This window comes from Rohdeia mirabilis (genome assembly GCA_007750655.1).
Taxonomy (GTDB): Bacteria; Planctomycetota; UBA1135; order UBA1135.
Genome location: CP036290.1, coordinates 1,746,403 through 1,766,914, shown reverse-complemented (window position 1 = coordinate 1,766,914; position 20,512 = coordinate 1,746,403). Strand labels below are relative to the sequence as shown.

At 70.9% G+C, this 20,512-nt stretch carries 19 protein-coding genes; 6 read left to right on the top strand and 13 right to left on the bottom strand.

Features of this window, described 5'->3' with window-relative positions; translation table 11 throughout:
- Positions 1-30 precede the first annotated feature (30 nt).
- Together Pla163_RS06630 and Pla163_RS06625 are read left to right on the top strand one after the other, a co-directional pair.
- Positions 31-1,428: a glutamate-cysteine ligase family protein gene (locus Pla163_RS06630; RefSeq protein ID WP_145185449.1), complete on the top strand. Its 1,398-nt coding sequence runs from the start codon at positions 31-33 to the stop codon at positions 1,426-1,428.
- 118 nt (positions 1,429-1,546) lie between these two features.
- Entirely contained in the window at positions 1,547-2,392 is an 846-nt protein-coding gene (locus tag Pla163_RS06625) for a hypothetical protein (RefSeq protein ID WP_145185447.1), read from the top strand.
- Positions 2,393-2,461: 69 nt separating this feature from the next.
- Here the strand turns inward: Pla163_RS06625 and Pla163_RS06620 are convergent, their stop codons facing one another.
- The 10 genes from Pla163_RS06620 to Pla163_RS06575 all read right to left on the bottom strand — a co-directional run bounded on the left by Pla163_RS06620 (position 2,462) and on the right by Pla163_RS06575 (position 12,530).
- Entirely contained in the window at positions 2,462-2,899 is a 438-nt protein-coding gene (locus Pla163_RS06620; RefSeq protein ID WP_145185444.1) for a VOC family protein, read from the bottom strand.
- 94 nt (positions 2,900-2,993) lie between these two features.
- The gene (gene bcp / locus Pla163_RS06615; protein ID WP_145185441.1) at positions 2,994-3,467 is read right to left on the bottom strand and encodes a thioredoxin-dependent thiol peroxidase; all 474 of its coding nucleotides are present in this window, start codon (positions 3,465-3,467) and stop codon (positions 2,994-2,996) included.
- A gap of 50 nt (positions 3,468-3,517) precedes the next feature.
- Positions 3,518-4,582 carry a 3-isopropylmalate dehydrogenase gene (locus Pla163_RS06610; RefSeq protein WP_145185438.1) on the bottom strand — a complete coding sequence of 355 codons (1,065 nt, stop codon included), beginning with the start codon at positions 4,580-4,582 and terminating at the stop codon, positions 3,518-3,520.
- An 84-nt stretch (positions 4,583-4,666) separates the two neighbouring features.
- Positions 4,667-6,676, bottom strand: coding sequence for an aconitase family protein (locus Pla163_RS06605; RefSeq protein ID WP_419186387.1), 2,010 nt, complete (start codon positions 6,674-6,676; stop codon positions 4,667-4,669).
- 26 nt (positions 6,677-6,702) lie between these two features.
- Positions 6,703-7,908, bottom strand: a complete 1,206-nt coding sequence (locus tag Pla163_RS06600) for a thiolase family protein (RefSeq protein ID WP_145185434.1) — start codon at positions 7,906-7,908, stop codon at positions 6,703-6,705.
- A gap of 20 nt (positions 7,909-7,928) precedes the next feature.
- Complete coding sequence (locus Pla163_RS06595) at positions 7,929-8,711, bottom strand: enoyl-CoA hydratase-related protein (protein WP_145185432.1); 783 nt, start codon at positions 8,709-8,711, stop codon at positions 7,929-7,931.
- Between the two features lie 127 nt (positions 8,712-8,838).
- The gene (locus Pla163_RS06590; protein WP_145185429.1) at positions 8,839-9,336 is read right to left on the bottom strand and encodes a peptidylprolyl isomerase; all 498 of its coding nucleotides are present in this window, start codon (positions 9,334-9,336) and stop codon (positions 8,839-8,841) included.
- Positions 9,336-10,304 (bottom strand): peptidylprolyl isomerase, encoded by a 969-nt coding sequence (locus tag Pla163_RS18830; RefSeq protein WP_419186386.1) that lies wholly within the window; start codon positions 10,302-10,304, stop codon positions 9,336-9,338. Before Pla163_RS18830 ends, Pla163_RS06590 begins: the two co-directional genes overlap by 1 nt.
- Positions 10,301-11,194, bottom strand: a complete 894-nt coding sequence (locus tag Pla163_RS06580; RefSeq protein ID WP_145185426.1) for a 3-hydroxyacyl-CoA dehydrogenase family protein — start codon at positions 11,192-11,194, stop codon at positions 10,301-10,303. The genes Pla163_RS18830 and Pla163_RS06580 overlap by 4 nt, the downstream gene beginning before the upstream one ends.
- Before the next feature lie 118 nt (positions 11,195-11,312).
- Complete coding sequence (locus Pla163_RS06575) at positions 11,313-12,530, bottom strand: thiolase family protein (protein WP_145185423.1); 1,218 nt, start codon at positions 12,528-12,530, stop codon at positions 11,313-11,315.
- Positions 12,531-12,944: 414 nt separating this feature from the next.
- Between Pla163_RS06575 and Pla163_RS06570 the strand changes: the two genes are divergently transcribed.
- Complete coding sequence (locus tag Pla163_RS06570) at positions 12,945-13,961, top strand: transglutaminase-like domain-containing protein (protein ID WP_145185420.1); 1,017 nt, start codon at positions 12,945-12,947, stop codon at positions 13,959-13,961.
- A complete protein-coding gene (locus Pla163_RS06565; protein ID WP_145185417.1) occupies positions 13,958-14,677 on the top strand; it encodes an LON peptidase substrate-binding domain-containing protein in 720 nt (239 codons plus the stop codon). Before Pla163_RS06570 ends, Pla163_RS06565 begins: the two co-directional genes overlap by 4 nt.
- Before the next feature lie 27 nt (positions 14,678-14,704).
- Here Pla163_RS06565 and xth read toward each other — a convergent pair whose 3' ends face one another.
- Entirely contained in the window at positions 14,705-15,472 is a 768-nt protein-coding gene (xth, locus tag Pla163_RS06560; protein ID WP_145185414.1) for an exodeoxyribonuclease III, read from the bottom strand.
- Between the two features lie 141 nt (positions 15,473-15,613).
- Between xth and Pla163_RS06555 the strand changes: the two genes are divergently transcribed.
- Complete coding sequence (locus Pla163_RS06555; protein ID WP_145185411.1) at positions 15,614-17,845, top strand: DEAD/DEAH box helicase; 2,232 nt, start codon at positions 15,614-15,616, stop codon at positions 17,843-17,845.
- A gap of 46 nt (positions 17,846-17,891) precedes the next feature.
- Complete coding sequence (locus Pla163_RS06550; RefSeq protein ID WP_145185407.1) at positions 17,892-18,299, top strand: 2Fe-2S iron-sulfur cluster-binding protein; 408 nt, start codon at positions 17,892-17,894, stop codon at positions 18,297-18,299.
- A 174-nt stretch (positions 18,300-18,473) separates the two neighbouring features.
- Here the strand turns inward: Pla163_RS06550 and Pla163_RS06545 are convergent, their stop codons facing one another.
- Both Pla163_RS06545 and Pla163_RS06540 read right to left on the bottom strand, forming a co-directional pair.
- Entirely contained in the window at positions 18,474-19,658 is a 1,185-nt protein-coding gene (locus Pla163_RS06545) for an aminotransferase class V-fold PLP-dependent enzyme (protein WP_145185404.1), read from the bottom strand.
- Positions 19,659-19,717: 59 nt separating this feature from the next.
- Positions 19,718-20,503 carry a helical backbone metal receptor gene (locus tag Pla163_RS06540; RefSeq protein WP_419186385.1) on the bottom strand — a complete coding sequence of 262 codons (786 nt, stop codon included), beginning with the start codon at positions 20,501-20,503 and terminating at the stop codon, positions 19,718-19,720.
- Positions 20,504-20,512 lie beyond the last annotated feature (9 nt).

Below are 20,512 nucleotides of genomic sequence, written 5' to 3'. Positions count from 1 at the left end.
CGTCGGCGCGGGCGCGGGTAGCATGGATCGATGCCCACCCGTGACCCGCAGGCAGCGGTGACGCTCGCCGACGCACGCGACATCGTCGCCGCCTCTTCGTTCCAACCGCCGCCGCGCCTCGACGATCCGAAGCCCGGGCGCATCGGGCTCGAGCCGGAGCGCTTCGCGATGATCCTCGGCGAGGACGGGCTGCCCGGTCCGCGCCTCCCGCTCGAGGGGCCGGGTGGGGCGCTGGACCGGCTCGGACGTTCGCGCGATCCGCTGCTCGGCGCCGCGCGCTTCGACCAGCACCCGCCCGCGATGGAGCTGCCCGGCGGCGGCAGCATCACGTTCGAGCCGGGTGCGCAACTCGAGCACTCGACCGCGGTCTACGACTCGGCCTCGACCGCGCTCGACGACGTGCTGCGCATCGGCGGAGCGATGGACCGCGCCGTGTCCCAGAGCCACGCGCGACTGTTCTCGCTCGGCGTCGATCCGTGGCACACGCCGGACGAGGTGCCGCAGCAACTGCGCGCGCCGCGCTACTGGTCGATGGCGGCGTACCTCGAGAGTCGCTCGCCGTACGGCGCGTGGATGATGCGCAACTCGTGCAGCCTGCAGGTCAACCTCGACCTCGGCGCGCCGGACCGCGTCGCGCCGCGCTGGGAGCTCGGCAACTTCTTGAGCCCACTGCTCGTCGCCATCTTCTCGACCAGTCCCGAAGCGCCGGGCGAGCCGCGCTACCACTGTCGCCGCGCGCGCATCTGGCAGCACCTGGATCCGACGCGCTCGGGCTTCCCCTCCGAGTTCCTGCTGGGACGCGGCGAGCCGGTCGACCAGTACGTGAAAGCGGTCCTCGACGCGGACGTCCTGCTCGTCAAGAAGGGCGACGGCGCCGAGCCGGGCCCGGGCGGGTGGACGTTCCGCGACTGGCTGAAGGACGGACACCCCGAGCACGGCTTCCCCACGCCGGACGACCTGCGCTACCACCTCACGACCGTGTTCTTCGAGGTGCGCGTGCGCGGGTTCTTCGAACTGCGCGCGATCGACGCCCTGCCGCCCTGTTGGCGCGCCGCGGCGGTGACGTTCGTGTCGGGCCTTCTGTACGACGACGCGACGACCGATCGCGCGCTCGCGCGCCTCGAGTCCTGGCGCGAGGACCTGCAGGAGCGCTGGGTGCGCGCCGGCGAAGTGGGCCTCGAGGACGACGAACTGGCCGTCGCGGCAGCCGAGATCTGGCACCTGGCTCGGGCCGGGGCCGAACGCCTCGGGACGAGCTTCCTGCGGCCCGAACACCTGGCCGAGGCCGACGACTTCGCCGAGCGGTTCACTCTGGTGCGCCGCGCGCCGGCCAACGACCTGCGCGAGGCGCTGGGGGACGTGCAGCGCGCCGTGCGCTGGACCCTGGGCGCGGGCTGCGGTCAGGACCGGGTGGACGTGGGCGTCTGAACGGCGCTCGGCGCAGGACTGGGGCGCTGGGACGGGGGCACTCGAACTCCCCTCGCGGGGGCACGGACCGCTAGGCTGGGACGGGGCACCGAACGCCCCCGCCCGCCGTCCGACCCACATGTCGATCCTCCACCACAGCCCCCAGCCCGCCGACCGCCGCCTGCTCGCGATCCTGCGCGTGCCGGCCCAGGAACTGGGCTGTTCGCTGCCCGGCACGTACGAAGCGGTGACGCTGCGCGGCCAGGCGCTGGTGCTGATCGACTACGCCCTGCGCGCTCCGGCCCGAGTGGTCGGCGAACCGGCCGCGCCGAACGCGAGTCCGCTCGCCGCCCTGCGCCGAGGTGTCGATCGCATCTGGCCCGCGCGGCTGGGACTCGTGCAGCACCACCTCGCGATCCGCATCCCGGTGCGGCCGTCGGGCGGCGACACGCGCACGACCCTGTGGGTTCCCCGCCGCTACACGTCGTCGCGCCTGGCCGCCTCGGCGCTCGCTCCGCGCGGCCACACCGAACGGGCGCGCCGCGCGTCGTTCGACCTGCGGCTCGAGGGCTTCCAGCTGGAGCTCGAGGTCCGCACCGAACAGGGTCGCGTCGTGTTCCTGCGCGGTGAGATGGGGGGCGATCTCGACCAGTCCATCTTCCAGCACGCGACGATGATCGAATCGCTCCTGCGCGAGTGGAACGTCGGCTACCGCCACGCGTCCTGGTGCGCGGGGCTCGACCGCCCGGACGTGACCAGTGACCGCGTCGCGCTGCACCCGATGCACATGCACGCGTTCCAGAGCGCCGTGCTGCCCGAGCTGTTCCCGGGCATCGAGGAGACGATCGAACTGGACTGCGTGCTGCGTCAGGTCTCGCAGCGTCCGGCGCAGGCGCGCAGTTCGCGTCGCGCGTACCTCGAGGAACTGGCGCGCGGCGGCGACCTGGACGCGCCGCCGGCGGGTGCGTTCAGCGTCTGGGGCTAGTAGCGCCCACGAACACGGCGCGCGAAGGCTGGACGTGAACTCGTCGCCAGCACGCGCGCACGCGACGCCTCAGGGCCGCGGCCGAAAGATCTCCTCGGGCCGGCGGAAGGCCTTGAACTCGAGGCTGTTGCCCGCCGGGTCGTCCACGAAGAACGTGGCCTGCTCGCCGACCAGGCCCTCGAAGCGCACCTGGGGCTCGATGCGGAACGGATGACCGGCGGCGCGGATGCGCTCGACGAGGTGCTCCCACTCGGCCCAGGCGAGGACCAGGCCGAAGTGGCGCGCGGGCACGTTCTCGCCGTCGACCGGATTGGTGGGCGCGGCGTCGCTGCCCGCATCGACCAGATGCGCGGTGATCTGGTGATCCGCGAAGTCGAAGTCGATCCACCGGTCACTGGTGCGTCCGACGGGACAGCCGAGCAAATCGGCGTAGAAACGACGCGCCGCAGCGAGGTCGTCCACGGTGAAGGCCAGGTGGAAACGGCAGTCGGAGACGGGAGGCTTCAACGCTTCGGTTCTCTTCGAGGAACAGGAGGGGCGGAGCCACCGACGACCAAGTGCGAGTCGTGCACGCCCTCCGTCGCCGGCGAGCCCCGGGGAGTCAGTCCAGCGCGGCGAGGGCCTCGAGCACCTTCTCGTCGTGCCCTTCCACTTTCACGCGCTTCCAGACCTTCTTCACCTTCCCGTCGGCACCGATCAGGAAGGTCGAGCGCTGGATGCCCATCGACTTCTTGCCGTACATGTTCTTCTCGCGCCAGGCGCCGTACTTCTCGGCCACCTTGTGGTCGGCGTCGACGAGCAGCGGGAAGTCGAGGTCGTACTTCGCCTTGAACGCGGCGTGGCTGGCCTGGTCGTCGGGACTGACGCCGAGCACGACCGCGCCGTGCTTGGCGAGCTGCTTCGACTTCGCACGGAAGGCCTTCGCCTCGATCGTGCAGCCGGGCGTGTCGTCCTTCGGATAGAAGTACAGCACGACGGGCGAGCCGGCGAGGTCGCTGAGCTTGACCTTGCTGCCGTCGTCGCTGGTGAGCGTGAACGCGGGCGCCTTGGTGCCCTCTTCGATCCAGTCCGCCATCGGAGTGTCCAGTTGGTGTGTGGTGAGCGTCGGAGCGGTTCGGGTCGCGATCAGGCCGGCGCGTACTGCGCGATCTGCTCGACGACCATGTCGCCGACCTCGGCCGTGCCGTGCTCGCCGGTGCGGACGCCGCGGATGCGATTCTGGGTGATGAGCGAGATGATCGACTTCTCGATCGCCTCGGCCGCCTCCTTCTCGCCCAGGTAGTCGAGCATCATCGAGCCGGCCATGATCGCGGCGACGGGCGACGCGGTGCCTTTGCCGGCGTGCTTCGGCGCCGAACCGTGGATCGGCTCGAACAGGCTGACCTTTCCGGGGTTGATGTTGCCGCTGGCGGCGATGCCCATGCCGCCCTGCAGGCTCGCACCGAGGTCGGTGATGATGTCGCCGAACAGGTTGGTCGTGACGATGACGTCGAACCACTCGGGGTTCTTGATCATCCACATGCAAGCGGCGTCGACGTAGGCGTGGTCGGTCTCGATGTCCGGGTAGTCGGCGGCGACGATCGCGAAGGTGCGCGTCCAGATGTCCTGGGCGCGGACGGCATTCGCCTTGTCCACGAGGGTCACGCGCTTGCGGCCGTGCAGCTTGGCGAGCTCGAACGAGTAGCGGATGACGCGCTCACAGCCCTCGCGGGTGTAGACCATCGTCTGCGTCGCGACCTCGAGCGCCTGCCCCTTGTGCGCGTGCCCGAACATGCCGGAGTACGCGCCCTCGGTGTTCTCGCGCACGATCAGCATGTCGATGTCGTCCGGCGTCTTGTCCTTGAGCGGGCACAGGCGCGCGTCGTAGAGCTTGACCGGTCGCAGGTTGACGTACAGGTCGAGCTCGAACCGCAGCTTGGCGATGATCCCGAACTCGATCAGTCCGACCGGAACGCGCGGATCGCCGATCGCACCGAGGTAGATCGCGTCGTGCTGCTTGACCTCTTCGAACCGCGCGTCGGGGAAGATCTCGCCCGTCTCGAGGTAGTGGTTCGTGCCCAGCGGCAGGTAGTTCTCCCGTACCTCGAAGCCGAAGCGCGAAGCGGCGGCTCGCACGACCTTGAAGGCCTCGGTGGTCACTTCGGGTCCGATGCCGTCTCCGGCGATGATCGCGACGTCGTGCTGCTTCATGGTGGCTACCTACTGGGGCGCGGCGAACGGGCCGCCGCGCGAGACTGGAAGGACCCTTTGGGTCGGGGGGAAGGCCCGCGTCGGTCAGACGCTGGCGGCCGCCGCGGCGAACATGCCGGGGCGGTAAGCGGTGATGCGGCCGGTGATGGCGCTGGCGGCCACGGTCAACGGCGACGCGAGGTAGAGCTTGCCCGGACCACTGCGGCCCGAGAAGTTGCGGTTGATGGCGCTGACGGTCACCTGTTCGGTGGTTTCGCTGACGCCGGGGCCGCAGCCGATACAGGCGCCGCAGCCGGGGTTGATGATCTGGACGCCGGCGCGTTCGAAGACGTCGAGGTAGCCCTTCTCGCGGGCATAGGTCGCGACGTCGGCGCTGCCGAACTGGATGTACATGCGCACGCCGTCCGCCACGCGCCGGCCGTTCTCGACGGCTTCGGCGAGGACGCGGGCGTAGAAGTCGAAGTCGCTGTTCTTGCCCGCGGTGCAGGAACCGCCGTAGGCGATGTCGATCGCGACCTCCTCGAGCTCGTCGACCGCGACGCCGTAGGTCGGGTCGTGCGGCTTGGCGACCATGGGCCGGATCGCCGACAGGTCGATCTCGTGGACGCCGCCGTCGTAGTGGGCGCCTTCGTCGGCGACCACGAACTTGGCCGCGATCTCGCCGCGGGACACGTTCGGGCGCCGCGCCGCGAGCCACTCGAGCGTCAGCTCGTCGGCCTCGCAGATGCCCGACTTTGCGGTGCACTCGGTGGCCATGTTGCACAACGTCGCGCGCTCGTCCATGTCGAGCGACGCGAGACCCGGGCCACCGAACTCCATCACGCGATCGAGCGTGTCCTCGGCCGTGGCGTGCACCTTCAGGATGTACAGCATGACGTCCTTCGCGGTACAGCCTTGGACCAGGCGACCGGTCAGGTGGAAGCGGATCGACTCGGGCACCTCGACGAAGGTGAAGCCCGCTTGGATCAGGCCCGCGTACTCGGTCGAGCCGACGCCGTACGACAGCGCGTTGTTGCCGCCGCCCATGCAGGTGTGGCTGTCCGTGGCCTGCACGAAGTCGCCGGGGTCGACGAAGTGCTCGCGCGCGACCTGGTGGCAGATGCCGGGCGAGACGCCGTCCACGGCCGAGTAGTCGCGCACGCCCGTGTGCACCTGGAACTCCTTCTGGAGCCGGCGCAGCGTGTGGATCTGCTCGACGAACGGGGCGAAGCGCGCGACGCCGTCGGCGTACAGGAGGTGGTCCTCGAAGACCGCGAACTTGGCCGGGTTCGGCAGGCTGTAGTCGGCGCCGAACTCCTGGACGAGGAAGTGGTGCACCTGGGCCGTCGTGAACTCGTGGCTGTAGCCGGCGTCGACGCGCACGAGGCAGGCCTGACCGGGTTTCACGGCGGTTCCCGGATCGCGCTCGCCGCTCTGCACCAGGTGGGTGGCGACGATCTTCTCGGCCATCGTCATCGGCCGCTCATCGGTGCGCTCGAGATCGAGCGCGATCTCGCCGTCCTTCAGGCGCTTGCCGAACTCGAACAGACCGCCGTTCTCGAGGATCGCGCGCGTGACCGGGTCGTACTCGCCGGTGAACGTCTCGAGCTGGATCTCCTCACCGGCCTCGAGGCGCGCGAGCACCGCGTGGTCGGTCATCAACTGGCCGAGGTTGATGTTGTTGCGCTCGTGGATCGGCGCGAACGAGGACGCGACGACCAGCTGGATGCCGCTCCACTTCTCGCACTGCACCGCGGTCTCGCGGCTCGAGCCCGTGCCCTTGCGTTGGCCCGAGACGATGACCGTGAAGCCGCCGTCCATGAGCGCGCGCGTGCCGAACACGCGCTCGCCCGCGTCGTCGAGCAGACCCGCGTAGGCGTCGAGGGCGATGTCCTCCGGCTTGTGTCGGAAACACACCCAGGCCGGCGTCATCACGTCGGTGTTGATGTCGTCGAGCAGCTCCGCGGGCGTGACGTCCGCCATCGAGAGGCGCAGCGAACCGTCGAGCTGGGCACGGATCTTCGAAAGGTCCTTCGTCAGGTAGAGGACCTTGGCGCCCGCGGGCAGGCGCACGACGCGGCGGCCGTCGGAGTTCGTGTGGATCAGCTCGTTCACTGGGTTCGTCCTGGTTCGGGCGCGCGTCAGGCGCGCGGGTTCTCGATCAACATGGCGATGCCCTGACCGCCGCCGATGCAGGCGGAGGCGACGCCGTAGCGCAGTCCGCTGCGGCGCAGCTCGTACATCAGGGTCAGGACCAGACGCGTCCCGGTCGCGCCCAGCGGGTGTCCGAGGCTGATCGCGCCGCCGTTCACGTTGGCCTTTTCGCGGTCGAGCTCGAGCTCCTTCTCGCATCCCAGGTACTGGGCGGAGAAGGCCTCGTTGATCTCGAAGCGGTCGACCTGTGACAGCGACACGCCCGCGCGGTCGAGGCAGGCGCGGATGGCAGGCACGGGGCCGATGCCCATCTCGGACGGATCGACGCCGACGGTCGCGTAGGACACGACGCGCGCCCACTCGTCCAGGCCGTCGGCCTTCGCGCGCTCGGCGGTGGTCAGCACCACCGACGCCGCGCCGTCCACGATGCCGCTGGCGTTGCCGGCCGTGACCGTGCCGTCCTTCCCGAACGCCGCGCGCAGTTTCGCGAGGCCTTCGGCGGTCGTGTCGGGCTTGATGTGGTCGTCGGTGTCGATCAAGAGCTCGCCCTTGCGCGTCTCGATCACGTAGGGCGCGATCTCCTCGGCGAAGCGGCCCTCACGGACGGCCTGGGCGCCGAGTTGGTGACTGCGCAATGCGTAGGCGTCCTGCTCCTCGCGCGACACGCCGAGACGCTTGGCGATCTTCTCGGCCGTCTGCGCCATGTAGAGCCCGCAGTAGGGATCCTGGAGCGACGCGAACAGAAGGTCCTGGAGCGGCGGCTGCATGCCGAGGCGGAACCCCTCGCGCGCGCCGTGCAGGACGAACGGCGCCTGGCTCATGTTCTCCATGCCGCCGGCGAGCACGGTGCCCGCTTCGCCCAGTTGGATCATCTGCGCCGCGTTGATGATCGACTGGATGCCCGAGCCGCACAGGCGGTTGACGGTCAACGCGCCAGATGCCTGGGGCACGCCGGCCTTCAGGGCCACGTGCCGCGCGCCGTAGATGGCGTCGTTCGAGGTCTGCAGCGCGTTGCCGATCACGGCGTGCTCGATCGTCGCGGGATCGACCTTCGAGCGCTCGATCGCGGCCTTGGACGCGTGCGCGGCGAGGTCGATCGCGCTGATGTCCTTGAACTTGCCGTAGCCGGGCGTGCCGGAGTACTCGGCCATGGCGGTGCGTGCGCCGCCGACGAGAACGATGTCAGTCTTCATGGTCTTGGTCTCCAGTGGGCTCAGGCGTTCTTGAACTGGGCGGGACGCTTCTCGAGGAAGGCGGCCATGCCCTCCTTCATGTCCTCGGTCGTGGCCGCGAGCCCGAACATGTCGGTCTCGATCAGCTCGCCCTCGGCCTGGCTCATGTTCGTGCCGCGCCGGATCGTGTCCATGGCGAGGCGCACGGCGACCGGCGCGCGCCCGAGGATGGTGTTCACCATCTTCATGGTCCCCTCCTCGAGCTGCTCGGGTTCGAAGATGCGGTTCGCGACGCCGACGCGGTGAGCCTCTGTGGCGTCGAACATGTCGCCGGTCAGGACCCACTCGCGCGCCACGCCGGGACCCGCGATGCGCGCCAGGCGCTGGGTGCCGCCGTAGCCGGGGATGATGCCGAGACTCACCTCGGGCAGGCCGATGCGGGCCTTCGTGCTCATCGTGCGCAGCGTGCAGGCCAGTGCCAACTCGCAACCGCCGCCCAGCGCGAAGCCGTTGATCATCGCGATCGACGGCTTGCCCAGGTGCTCGAGGCGCGTGAGCGTCTGCTGGCCCTTGAAGGCCAGTGCCTTCGCTCCGAGCGGGTTCATGCGCGCCAACTCGTTGATGTCGGCGCCGGCGATGAAGGCCTTGTCGCCCGAACCGGTGATGACGAGCGCGCGGACGTCGTCGTCCTCACCCACCGCGTCGAAGGCGTGCGCCAGCTCGCCGACGGTGGCGTCGTTGAGGGCGTTCATGACCTTGGGTCGGTTGATCGTCAGGAGCGCGACGGCGCCCTTCTTCTCGAGGGTGATGTTCTCGTAGGTCACGGGATCGATGCGGTTGGCGGGTCGGGGTCGGGTGTTCTGTGGTGCCGCCACGGGGCGGCGATTCGCACGCGCGGCGCGAGTCGATCGCTCGACCCGCGCCGCGTGCGGCGAAGCTCGGGCGGTGGGATCAGCCGGCGCTCGGGCGCTCGACGGTGACCTTCTCGACCTTCACGGGGGCGACGGGCTTGGAGCCCTCACCACCGGGCTGGGTCTTCGCGGTCGCGATCTTGTCGAGCGTGTCGTCGCCCTCGACCAGGCGCCCGAAGGCGGTGTACTGGCCGTCGAGGAAGCTGGCGGTCCCGTGGCAGACGAAGAACTGGCTACCGGCCGAGTTCGGGTCCTGGGAACGCGCCATCGAGAGCACGCCGCGCTCGTGGGGCACGTCGTTGAACTCGGCGTCGATCTTGTAGCCGGGGCCGCCCATGCCGGTCCCTTCCGGGCAGCCCCCCTGGATCATGAATCCGGGGATGACGCGGTGGAAGACGGTCCCGTCGTAGAAGCCCTTCTCCGCCAGTTCGACGAAGTTCTTCACGTGGCCAGGCGCTTTGCCGGGCAGGAACTCGAAGGTCAGCGGACCCTCGGTCGTCGCGAAGGTGACGCGCACGTTGTCGAGGTCGGTGGACATCACTCGCCCCCCTTCTTCTCGGCGGCCGGCATGCGGCGGTAGACGCGCGCCGACTCGATGACCTGGTCGACCACCGGCTTGTCGCCGCGTGAGGTCTGGGTCGTGGCGATCGCGTCCAGCGTGTCGTAGCCCATGACGAGCTTGCCGTAGGCGCTGTACTGACCGTTCAGGCTCGGGGTGTGGGCGTGCATGATGAAGAACTGGCTGGTGGCCGAGTTCACGTCGTGGCCGAGGCGCGCGGCCGAGAGCACGCCGCGCACGTGATCGGCGTCGCTGAACTCCGCGTCGAGCGTGCGCGGTCCGCCGCCCGTCCCCGTTCCCTGGGGGTCGCCGCCCTGGATCATGAAGCCCTTCATGACGCGGTGGAAGATGATCCCGTCGTAGAAGCCCGTGTAGGACAGGTCGAGGAAGTTGCGCACGTGGTTCGGCGCGCGGTCGGGCCAGAACTCGAGGACGAGCGGTCCGGCCGTCGTCTCCATCACCACGACGTAGTCGCCGAGCGTGTCGACGTCGCGCTCCATGAAGCTCTGTCCACCGGCCGCGACCGGGGCGAGCGCGGCGACCGAGATCGGCGCGGAGTTGCTGAGGTTCTTGGCGAAGGCCAGCTCGAAGCCGCGCTCGGCCTCGATGAACTGACCGAGGTCGAAGGTCACGCTCAGCTTCGCGCCCGGGGGCAGCTGCAGCATCGCCTCGTTCGTGCGCTCACCGAGCGGAACGCCGTCCACCAGGAAGGCCGCGGGCGAAATGATCCAACCGGCGAGCGGCGAGCCGTTCTTGCCGGCCTCGACGTCGATGGTGACCTCGTAGGGCTGCCCGGCGATGAACAGTCCGGGCGCCTCGAAGGACACCTTCGGTGCCTCGAGTTCGAACGCGACCGGTGCGGTCGCCGTCGCGGGTATCGAGGTCCCGAGCAGTGCCACGGAAGCCGCGGCCGCTGCGGTGATGAGTGCGAGTGCGTTGAAGCTCATGAGCGCTTGTCTCCTTCCCAGATGTAGAAGCCTTCGCCGGTCTTCCGGCCCAGTTTGCCCTGCGCGACCTTGTCCACGAGGACCTTGGGGATCGCGAAGGCGGGTTCGTTCGGGTAGCGATCCACCCAGCCCTCGAGGATCGAGAGGGTGGTGTCCAGTCCGACGTAGTCGGTGAGCGTGATCGGCCCCATCGGGTAGCCGCAGCCGAACTGCATGGCGGCGTCGATGTCCTCCTTGGAGGCGTCGCCGCGCTCGAGCATCAGCAGCGCCTGGGTCATGTAGGGCACGAGCAGGCGGTTGACGACGAATCCGGGCGTGTCCTTGCACGAGACCGGCGTCTTTCCGACCGCTTCACCGAACGAACGCGCCTCGGCGAAGACGTCGTCCGCGGTCGCGTCCGAGCGCACCACCTCCACCAGGCGCATCAGCTGCACCGGGTTGAAGAAGTGCAGGCCGACCATGCGCTCGGGGCGCCCGGAGGCCTGGGCCATCTCGGCGATCGGGAAGCTCGAGGTGTTCGAGGCGAAGATCGTCTCGGGCTTGCACAGCGCGCCGAGTTCGGCGAACAGGGCCTTCTTGACGTCCAGGTCCTCGACGATGGCTTCGACGACGAGGTCGCAGTCTGCCAGGGACGACTTGTCGGTCGAACCGGTGATCCGGGCGCGCGTCGCCTTCGCGTCCGCGTCGGCCTGGTCCTTCGTGGCCTTGCCCTTCTCGACGGCCTTCTCGGCCAGCTTCGCGAGGCTCTTCTCGATCCGACCGAGGCCGCGGTCGAGCGCGCTCTGGTCGGCCTCGAAGGCCACCACGTCGAAGCCGCCCTGGGCCGCGACCTGGACGATGCCGTGACCCATCAGGCCACAGCCGACCACTCCTACCTTCTTGATCGCCATGTTCGTGTTCTCTCGGTGTTGGTGCCGGGGTGTCGTGTGCCGCGAGCCGTACGGGTCGGACACGGTGTTCGTTGTTCGGACGTGCGGGCGAGTGGGACCGAGGCCGCTGCGTTCGGCGTCAGAGTCCGCGCCGCGACAGGTGCATCGCCATGCCCATTCCGCCCGAGACGCACAGGGTCGCAAGGCCGTTCTGGGCGGCGCGCCGCTGCATCTCGTGCAAGAGCGTGACCACGATGCGCGCGCCGGTGGCCCCGATCGGGTGCCCGAGCGCGATCGAGCCGCCGTTCACGTTGACGCGGTCCATGGGCAACGGCGCCATCCGGTCGCAGGCGAGGACCTGGGCCGCGAACGCTTCGTTGAGCTCGATCAGGTCGTAGTCGCCGGGCGTGAGTCCGTTGTGGGCTTCGAGCTTCGCCATGGCCGGGACGGGGCCGATGCCCATGCGCTCGGGCTCGACGCCCGCTTCGCTCGATCCGCCGATGAACGCCAGCGGCGCGAGTCCGAGTTCCTCGGCGGTGTCGGCGCCCATCACGAGCAGGGCCGCCGCACCGTCCGTGATGCCCGACGAGTTGCCGGCCGTGACCGTGCCGTTGTCGCGGTCGAAGACGGCGGGGAGTTTGGCCAGCGACTCGATACGCGCGTCGTCGCGCGGGTGTTCGTCCGTGTCGATCGTCGTGACGTCGCCCTTGCGACCGACCACGTCGACGGGCGCGATCTCGTCGGTGAAGCGCCCCGCCTCGCGCGCGGCCTGGCACTTGTGCTGGCTGGCGAGGGCGAACGCGTCCTGTTCGGCGCGGTCGATCTCGAACTCGCGCGCCAGCACCTCGGCCGTCGCGCCCATCAGCATGCCGGCCAGCGGGCACTGGAAACCGTCCTGGTACATCGAGTCCACGACCTTCGCGTGCCCCAGTCGATAGCCGGCGCGCATCTGCGGCAGGAAGAACGGCAGGCCGCTCATGCTCTCGACGCCGCCGGCGACCGCGATGCGCGCGCGTCCGAGCTCGATCGCGTCGGCGGCCTGTTCGATCGCCTTCAGACCCGACGCGCAGGCCATGTTCGTCGTGAGCGCGGTCGTGCCGTCGCCCAGGCCCGCTCGCACCGCGATCTGACGCGCGACGTTCGGCCCCCCACCGGCCTGGCGTCCGTTGCCGAAGACGAGGTGGTCGACCAGTGCTCCGTCGATGCCCGCCCGCGCGACGAGCGACGCGACGAGGCTCGATCCCAGGTCCGCGGCTGAGAGGCTCGCGAAGCCGCCGAGGTAGCGCCCGATCGGCGTCCTCAGAGCGTGGGTGACGACGATCGGTCGTCCAGTGGGTCGGGGGCCTCGGGCGGTCACTTCGGGATGGATGGTGGGATGCGGTGGGAGTGAGCGAGAGCCGTGGGTTCCTGGGTCCCGTCGTCCCGCGTGTGCGGTGCGCAGGGCTCGAAACGCGGACGCAGCCGGCGGAAGCAGCTCGTGATCACGGCTCGTCGTGTGCCGTGGGCGGCAAGTCCTCGGGATCCGTTCGGCCGCACGGGACCGGTGTCCGGTCGGACGGCGTCCCGCGCGGCGGGATCGGTCGGGAACGGAGGCTGGACGGGGCGGTCGCGCGGGCTCGCGGGCGAACTAGGATAGGAGGGGTCCGAGGCCGTCCGCAAGGAACGCCGCCCGACAGATGGGCGGCGCCCCCGCTCGAATCTCACGGCGCGATCCTCTAGAAGACGCCCGCCCCGACCGCCCCCGCCCGTTCGGCCCCACGACCCGCCCAGCATGACGAGCCGCCCCCAGCCCACGCCCCCCTCCCCGACTCCGGACGAGCCGCTGCTCCCCGGGGCGGGCAGCGCGGGAGCGGGCGCTGGGAGATCTGGCGGCGAGAGCTCTGGCGGCGGGAACCCGGACGCAGGGGAATCGCGCGGGGACGAGCGGGCCCGGAGCCTGATCAGCCTCCTGGTCGACGAATCGCCCGCGGTCGAGCGCGTCGCCGCTCGCGAGCTGGTCCGCGCCGACCGCTCGGTCCTGCCGCTGGTGCTGCGAGCCGCGCGCGACGACGACCCGCGCCTGCGTGGCCGCGCACGCGCCGTGCTCGAGCGCCGTCGCTTCGAGGAGCGCTGGCGCCACCTCGTCGCCTACCTGGCGCGCCCGCGCGTCGACCTCGAGACCGGGCTGCTGCGACTGTCGGCCCTGGCCCCCGAGGGCGAGGACCCGCGCCCCACGCGCCGGCGTCTCGACCGCCTCGCGCGCCGCGTCACCCGCCGCCGCACCCGCACCGACGACGACCTGGCCGGGGCCTACGAGCTGGTCGAGGAGATCTGCAACGAACACGGCTTCCGCGGCTCGGAGGACGACTACCACCAACCGGACAACGTCTGGTTGCACCGCGCCCTCGTGCGCCACCGGGGCCTGCCGTTGACGCTGACCGCGATCTGCATGCTGGTGGCCCGCCGGGTCGGCGTGCGTGCCACGGCCGTGCCGCTGCCTGGACACGTGCTGCTGCGCCTGCACGCGGGACGGCGCTCGCTCCTGGTCGACCCGTTCCACGGCGGCGCCGTGCGCTCCCGTCGCGAGTGCCGCGAGTACCTGGCCGAACGGGGCCTGCCCTACCGCGCCGAGTGGTTCGCCGACGCGGACGACCGCCAACTCTTGCGGCGCCAGGTCTGGAACCTGCACCGCAGCTTCGGCGACCGCGGTTGGACCGCGCGGGCCGCACGCCTGCGCGCCGCCGGTGGACTGCTCGAGGGCCTGCGCGGCCCCGTCACCACGGCCGACACCGAGGGTCTGGGTTCGTGAGCACGGGCGAGACGAGCGGCGACGCCTGGGCCGAGGGCTGGCCGCCGAAGGGCGACGGGCGCGAGGATGCGCGAGCGTCCGGCGAAGGAGCGCCGAGCGACAGCGATCCGCTCGAGCCCACGGCCCCGCGCGACTACGCGGGTGAGACCATCGGCCGCCATCCGCTCTTCGCCCTGCCCAACGCCTGGCTGTTCCCCGGCGCGGTGATGCCGCTCCTGGTGTTCGAGCCGCGCTACGTCCAGATGGTCGAGGACCTGCTCGATCGCTCGGGGCGCCTGGTGATCGGAACGGTGCAGACGGGCTGGGAACACGACATGCGCGGCGTTCCGCCCGTCCATCCCGTGGCCGGCCTGGGCGAGATCGGCCGCCACGAGCGCCGTCCCGACGGACGCTACGTGATCGTGGTGGTCGGGCTCGGGCGGGTGCTGGTCGACGAGTGCGAGAGCGATCGGCTCTACCGCCAGGTCGAGGTCAGGAAGATCGCCGATCGTTCGCTGCCCTGCTGCGAGCCCCTGCGGGAACGGCTGATCCGCGCGATCGGGAACCTCGCGCCGGAGGCGAAGGACATCGACGCCGAGGTGCCGCTCGGTCGCCTGGCCGACTTCCTGCTGCTGCGGCTGTCGCCCGGGCACGAGGTCCTGCGCCAGGTGTACCCGGAACTCGACGAGCAGCGCCGGGCCGAGCGGGTGCTCGAGGTCTACGACGCGCGGCGCTGAGCGAGGGCTCGCTGGCGCCGCTCGCGCTCAGGCGAACGTGGCCACGACCGGCGCGTGGTCCGAGGGCTTCTCGCGCCCGCGTTCCTCCACGTCGACCTCGACCCCGGTACAGGCGTCGAGCGCGCTCTGGGAGAGCAGGAAGTGGTCGATCCGCAGGCCGTTGCCGCGCTGGAACCCACGCGTGCGGAAGTCCCACCAGGTGTAGAGGCCGGCCTCGTCGGTGAACGTGCGCAGCGCGTCGTGCAGGCCGAGCTCGCAGATCGCGGCGAGGCGCTCGCGCTCCGGCGTCGAGCACAGGATCTTCTCGCGCCAGGCGTCCGGGTCGTAGACGTCCCGATCGTCGAAGGTGATGTTGAAGTCGCCGGTGACCACGACCTTCTCGGAGAGGTCGAAGCGCTCGGCGATCGTGGCTCGCACGCGTTCCAGCCACTCGAGCTTGTAGGCGTACTTGGGGTCCCCCACCGCCTTGCCGTTGACCACGTACAGGTCGAGCAGCAGGAAGTCGTCCACCTGGGCCGCGATCGCGCGCGCCTCGGCGTCCTCGCCGTCGCCCAGAAGACCCCGCTGGACGTCCTCGATCTGCCCCTTGGCCAGGATCGCCACGCCGTTGTAGGTCTTCTGACCGTAGGTCGCGATCGAGTAGCCGAGCTCTTCGATGGGCTCGCGCGGGAACTGCTCGTCCACGCACTTGGTCTCCTGGAGGCAGACCACGTCCGGCTGGGCGGAGTCCAGCCATTCCAGGACGCGCCCGAGGCGCGCGCGGACCGAATTGACGTTCCAGGTGGCGATTCGCATGGGTCTTCGGGGCTCTCTCGTCGCGAGCGGGAGGAAGCGGTCCACGGGCGTCGAGGACCGCACCGAGGGGACCGCATTGTGGGCAGGACGGTTGCCAACCCCGTGCGCAATTGCGGATAACGGTCCGCTTGGAATCGAACCATGACGACTGAAGAACGATCGAGAAGAAGTGGCGGGCGGTCCGGCGGCGGGCGCGGAGACGGCGGCGGACGCAGCGAAGGCGGCCGAGGTCCGCGTCGCGGCGGGCGCTCCGGCTCCGGTGCCAAGCCGAAGAAGGACTACGGACCGGTGGAGGAACTCCACCCGATCGACACGCCCCCCGACATCGAGTCGTTCGAGGAGTGGCCGCTCGCGGACTTCGTCCAGAAGGCGATCAAGGACATGGGCATCACCAAGCCCACGCCGATCCAGGCCCTGTCGATCGGCGCCGTCTACGAGGGTCGCGACGTGATCGCGAAGGCCGAGACCGGCACCGGCAAGACGCTCGCGTTCGGCGCGCCGATGATGAGCCGCGTCGACGCCGGACGCTCGACGGTGCTCGGACTCGCGCTGTGCCCGACGCGCGAACTGGCGCAGCAGGTGGCCGAGGTGCTGGAGAAGCTCGGCGAGAGCGAAGGCATCCAGGTCGCGCTGCTGGTGGGCGGCGAGCCGATCGGACCGCAGATCAACCAACTGAAGGCCGGCGCGCAGGTCATCGTCGGCACGCCGGGCCGCGTGCTCGACCTGATGGGACAGAAGTTCCTGTCGTTCCCGTGGACCGAGTTCGTGGTCCTCGACGAAGCCGACGAGATGCTCGAGATCGGCTTCCTCGACGACGTCGAGAAGATCCTGCTGCAGACACCGGAAGAGCGTCAGACGCTGCTCTTCTCGGCCACGTTCCCGCCGGCGCTGCTCGCCCTGGCGCGCAAGCACACGAAGAACCCGGCCGAGATCGCCACCGCGCGCGGCGTGTCGGCCGCGGACACCATCCGACAGTCGGTCGTGTTCTGCTCGAGCGAGGACGACCGCGCGGAACTGTTGCGCACGCTCATCCGCCGCTCGGGCAAGGACGAGCTGCTGCTGGCCTTCGGCGAGCGACGCACCGACGTCGACCGCATGCTGCGCCGACTCGAGCGCCTGCCCGAGGGCGTCAAGGCGCTGCACGGCGGCTACGACCAGACGGCGCGTTTCCGCGTCATGAGCGCGTTCCGCGACGGTTCCATTCGCGCGCTGGTCGCGACGGACGTGGCCTCCCGCGGCCTCGACGTGCGCGGTGTGACCCACGTGATCAACTGCGGCGTGCCGCGTGAAGTTTCCTCCTACACCCACCGCATCGGCCGCACCGGCCGCGCGGGCAGCGAGGGCCACGCGATCACGCTCGTCGCTCCGGGCGACATGCGCCGCTGGCGCGAGCTGGTCGGTCAGATGGCCTGGGACGTCGAGGAACTCGACGCCCGCGACCTGGTCGCCTCCATGGGCGGCGGTGCACCGCGGACCCGCGCCGCGCGTGAACGTGACGAAGCTCGCGAGGCCGGCGAACGCCCCCGTCGACGCCGCGAGGGTGCCGACGACGAACGTCCCGCCCGGCGCGAACGAGGCGCACGCGACGAACGCCCGGCGCGCCGCGAGCGCTCCGACCGCGACGAACGTCCCGCGCGCCGCGAGCGTTCGGACCGCGACGAGCGTCCGGCACGCGAAGATCGTCCCGCGCGCAGCGAGCGCTCCGACCGCGACGAACGTCCCGCACGCCGCGAGCGTTCGGACCGCGACGAGCGTCCGGCACGCGAAGATCGTCCCGCGCGCAGCGAGCGCTCCGACCGCGACGAACGTCCCGCGCGCCGCGAGCGTTCGGACCGCGACGAGCGTCCGGCACGCGAAGATCGCCCCGCGCGCCGCGAGCGCTCCGACCGCGACGAGCGACCGGCCCGCTCCCACCGGGACGAACGGCCCGACGACCAGGAACGGCCCCGCCGTTCGCGCACCGAGGACGCCCCCGAGCGCGCCCCCCGCGCCGCTGCGGGCGACGGCCGCCGCGACCGCTCCGCTCCCGAGTCCCGCCGCCGCGATCGCGACGACGAACGTCCCGCCCGCGCGCCCCGCGAACGCAGCGACCGCGATGAACGCCCCCGTCGCCGCGACGAGGGTGAACGCAGCACCGAGCGCTCGCGCGAGCGGACGGACCGCGGCGACTCCGCCCGCCCCCGCTCGAACGACGGGGCGCCCGCCTTCGGGGCCATCTCCACGGAGCGCGAGGAGCCCCGGGACGAAGCGCCCGCGCGGCGCCCGCGCCGAGATTCCGCCGAGCCGAAGCGCGAAAGACCGGCGCGTCCGTCCAAAGAGAAGCGCTCCGACGCTCCGGCGAACGACGCCGACTCGTTCGGCGCCGGACTCTGATTCCAACGGCACCTGCTCACCCGAGCCCCAACGATCCAACGACGCCATGGGCGGTTCGAACCCCTTCATCTCGAGCGCGACGACCAAGCTTCCGAGTCGCCCGTACACCATCACGTTCCTTCCGATGAACGTGCAGGTCGAGGTCGACCCGGCGAAGCTCCCGTACACCCGGGACGGTCTGCCGGGCTCCCTCCTCGAGATCGCCCTCGGGCACGACCTCGAGATCGATCACGCCTGCGGCGGTGTCTGCGCCTGCTCGACCTGCCACGTGATCGTGCGCGAGGGTGTCGAGACCTGCAACGAGGCCTCCGACGACGAGGAGGACCAGCTCGACCTGGCGCCCGGGATCACGCCGAACTCGCGTCTGGCGTGCCAGTGCGTGCCCGACGGGACGCGCAACCTGGTGGTCGAGATCCCGGCGTGGAATCGGAACCACGTCAGCGAAGAGCACTAGAGCGCAGAGCGTTGGACGGCGCCGGCGACCGTCGGTGATCGACACCGGACGGTCGCGCCCACACGGCGGTCGGCCGGCGCTGCCGGCGGGTTCGACGCTGCCCCTGCTGCCGATGCCGATGCCGGTACCGCGCTCGAGCGGGCGCCCTCGGGCCATCCGCCACGGGCACACCGCTCAGCCGCGCACCACCCCGGCGAGCACGTCCACGACGGCGTCCACCTCGCCCAGCCCGTTCGGCCAGTGCGGCGCCACGCGCAGGAGTCCGTCGGGACCCGTCAGCGCGACGCCACGCTCGGCGGCGGCGGCGACGACCGTGCCCACGTCGATGCCGTCGGGCGGCGCGAACGAACAGATGCCCGAGCGGCCCGCGGCCTCGGCGCTGCGGCGCGAACGCCAACCGAGTCGGGCGAGTTGCGGCTCGAGCGCGTCGTGGAAGGCCTGCAGGTGCGCGTGGATCCTCGGGACGCCGAGCTCGAGCAGGTTCGCGATCGCCACCGCGGATCCCGCGTACTGCACGAACGGAAGAACGCCCTGCTCGAACACGCGCGCACCCGGATCGAGCGCGCGGTCGTAGCGCAGCTCGTTCGGCGCGAAGAGGAACGCGTCCGGTTCGCTGTGGCTCATCCAGCCGACGATCTGGGGTTCGAGTTCGGCGCGCGCCGCGGGCGACAGGTAGAGGTAGGCGGCGCCGAGCGGCCCCATCAGCCACTTGTGCGCGCCACAGGCGAGGTAGTCGACGCCCGCTCGCACCACGTCGAGCGGCACGGCCCCCACCGCTTGGATGCCGTCGACGAACAGGCGCGCGCCGTGTTCGTGGGCCAGCCGCGCGAGGTCCGCGACGGGCAGCGCGAGTCCGGTCTGGAACTGCACGGCGCTGACGGCGACGAGGCGCACGGGACGCTCGGCCAAGCGGCGCGCGACCAACTCGAGGCCTTCCGCGTGCGAACGTTCGAACGGCGCCAGCGGGCACAGGTCCACGTGCGCTCCGGCGCGCGCGGCGGCCGCCTGCCAGGGCGACACGTTGGTCGGGAACTCGCCGTCGAAGCACAGGATCCGCTCGCCCACGGCGAGGCGCAGACCGGTCGCGATCGCGGCCACACCCGCGCTGGTGCTGGGGACGCGCGCGACCTGGTCGGGCGCGGCGCCGACGAGCCGTGCGAACCCGTCGCGCGCCGCGTTCGCCCACTCGACGAACGGGCCGATCGAAGCGACGCCCGCGCGGGCCTGCTCCGCGAGCCCTTCCTGCATCCGCGCAAGCACGTCGTCGGCGAGCGGCGCGACGGCGGCGTGGGCGAGGTAGCTGGTGGCGGTGAGGCGCGAGAAGCCGCTGCGGTCGCCGATGGCGGGTCGTGAGGACATGGACGGAAGGCGAGCCGAATGGAGTTCGAGACGTGCGGTTCAGCGCGCGAGCGCCGAGGTCAGCCAGTGTGCGCCGCACAGTGCCGGTCCTCGAGCGCGAGAACGCGGCGCGCCTCCAGAAGCCCCGTCGCCGTGCGCGAACCGTGCCAGGAGAGCTCGCGCCCGTCCACGAGGACGAAGCGTTCGCGCGGCAGGCCGGTGGCCTCGGCCAACTCGTCGGCGTGCTTCGCGGCGAAGGGGAACGGCTCGCTGGACAACAGCACGCGCTCGGGATCGAGGCGCGCCAGGTCCGTGGCCTCCAGCGTCGGATAGCCGGCCGCGTCCGCGTTCGCCGCCGCGAGGACGTTCACCCCGCCGGCGCGCTCGAGCAGCGCCGAGAGGTAGGAACCCGCGTCGGCGGCCATCGTCGGGCGGCGCCAGATCAGGTAGCAGAACGTGATCGGTCGGCGCGCGCGGACCTCGCGGTCGAGCGCCGCACAGGCGTCGTCGATCTCGGCGCACAGGGTCGCGGCAACCGTGTCGCGCCCGAGCAACGCGCCGAGCTCCGCGACGAGTGCGCGGGCACCTTCGACGTCGCGCGGCAGGCTCGTGTGCAGCCGCACGCCGGCGGCCTCGAGCTGCGCGGCGTCCTCGGCCCGGTTCTCCTCGCGGTTGAGCAGCACCAGGTCCGGCGCCAGCTCGACGATGCGTTCGACGCGCGGGTCCTTGGTTCCACCGACCTTCTCGAGTCGCGCGACCTCGTCCGCCGGCTCGACGCAGAACTTCGTCACCCCCACCAACCAGCCACCGCGACCGAGCCGGAACACGAGTTCCGTCAGGCTCGGACAGAGGGAGACGATGCGCACGGCGCGTGC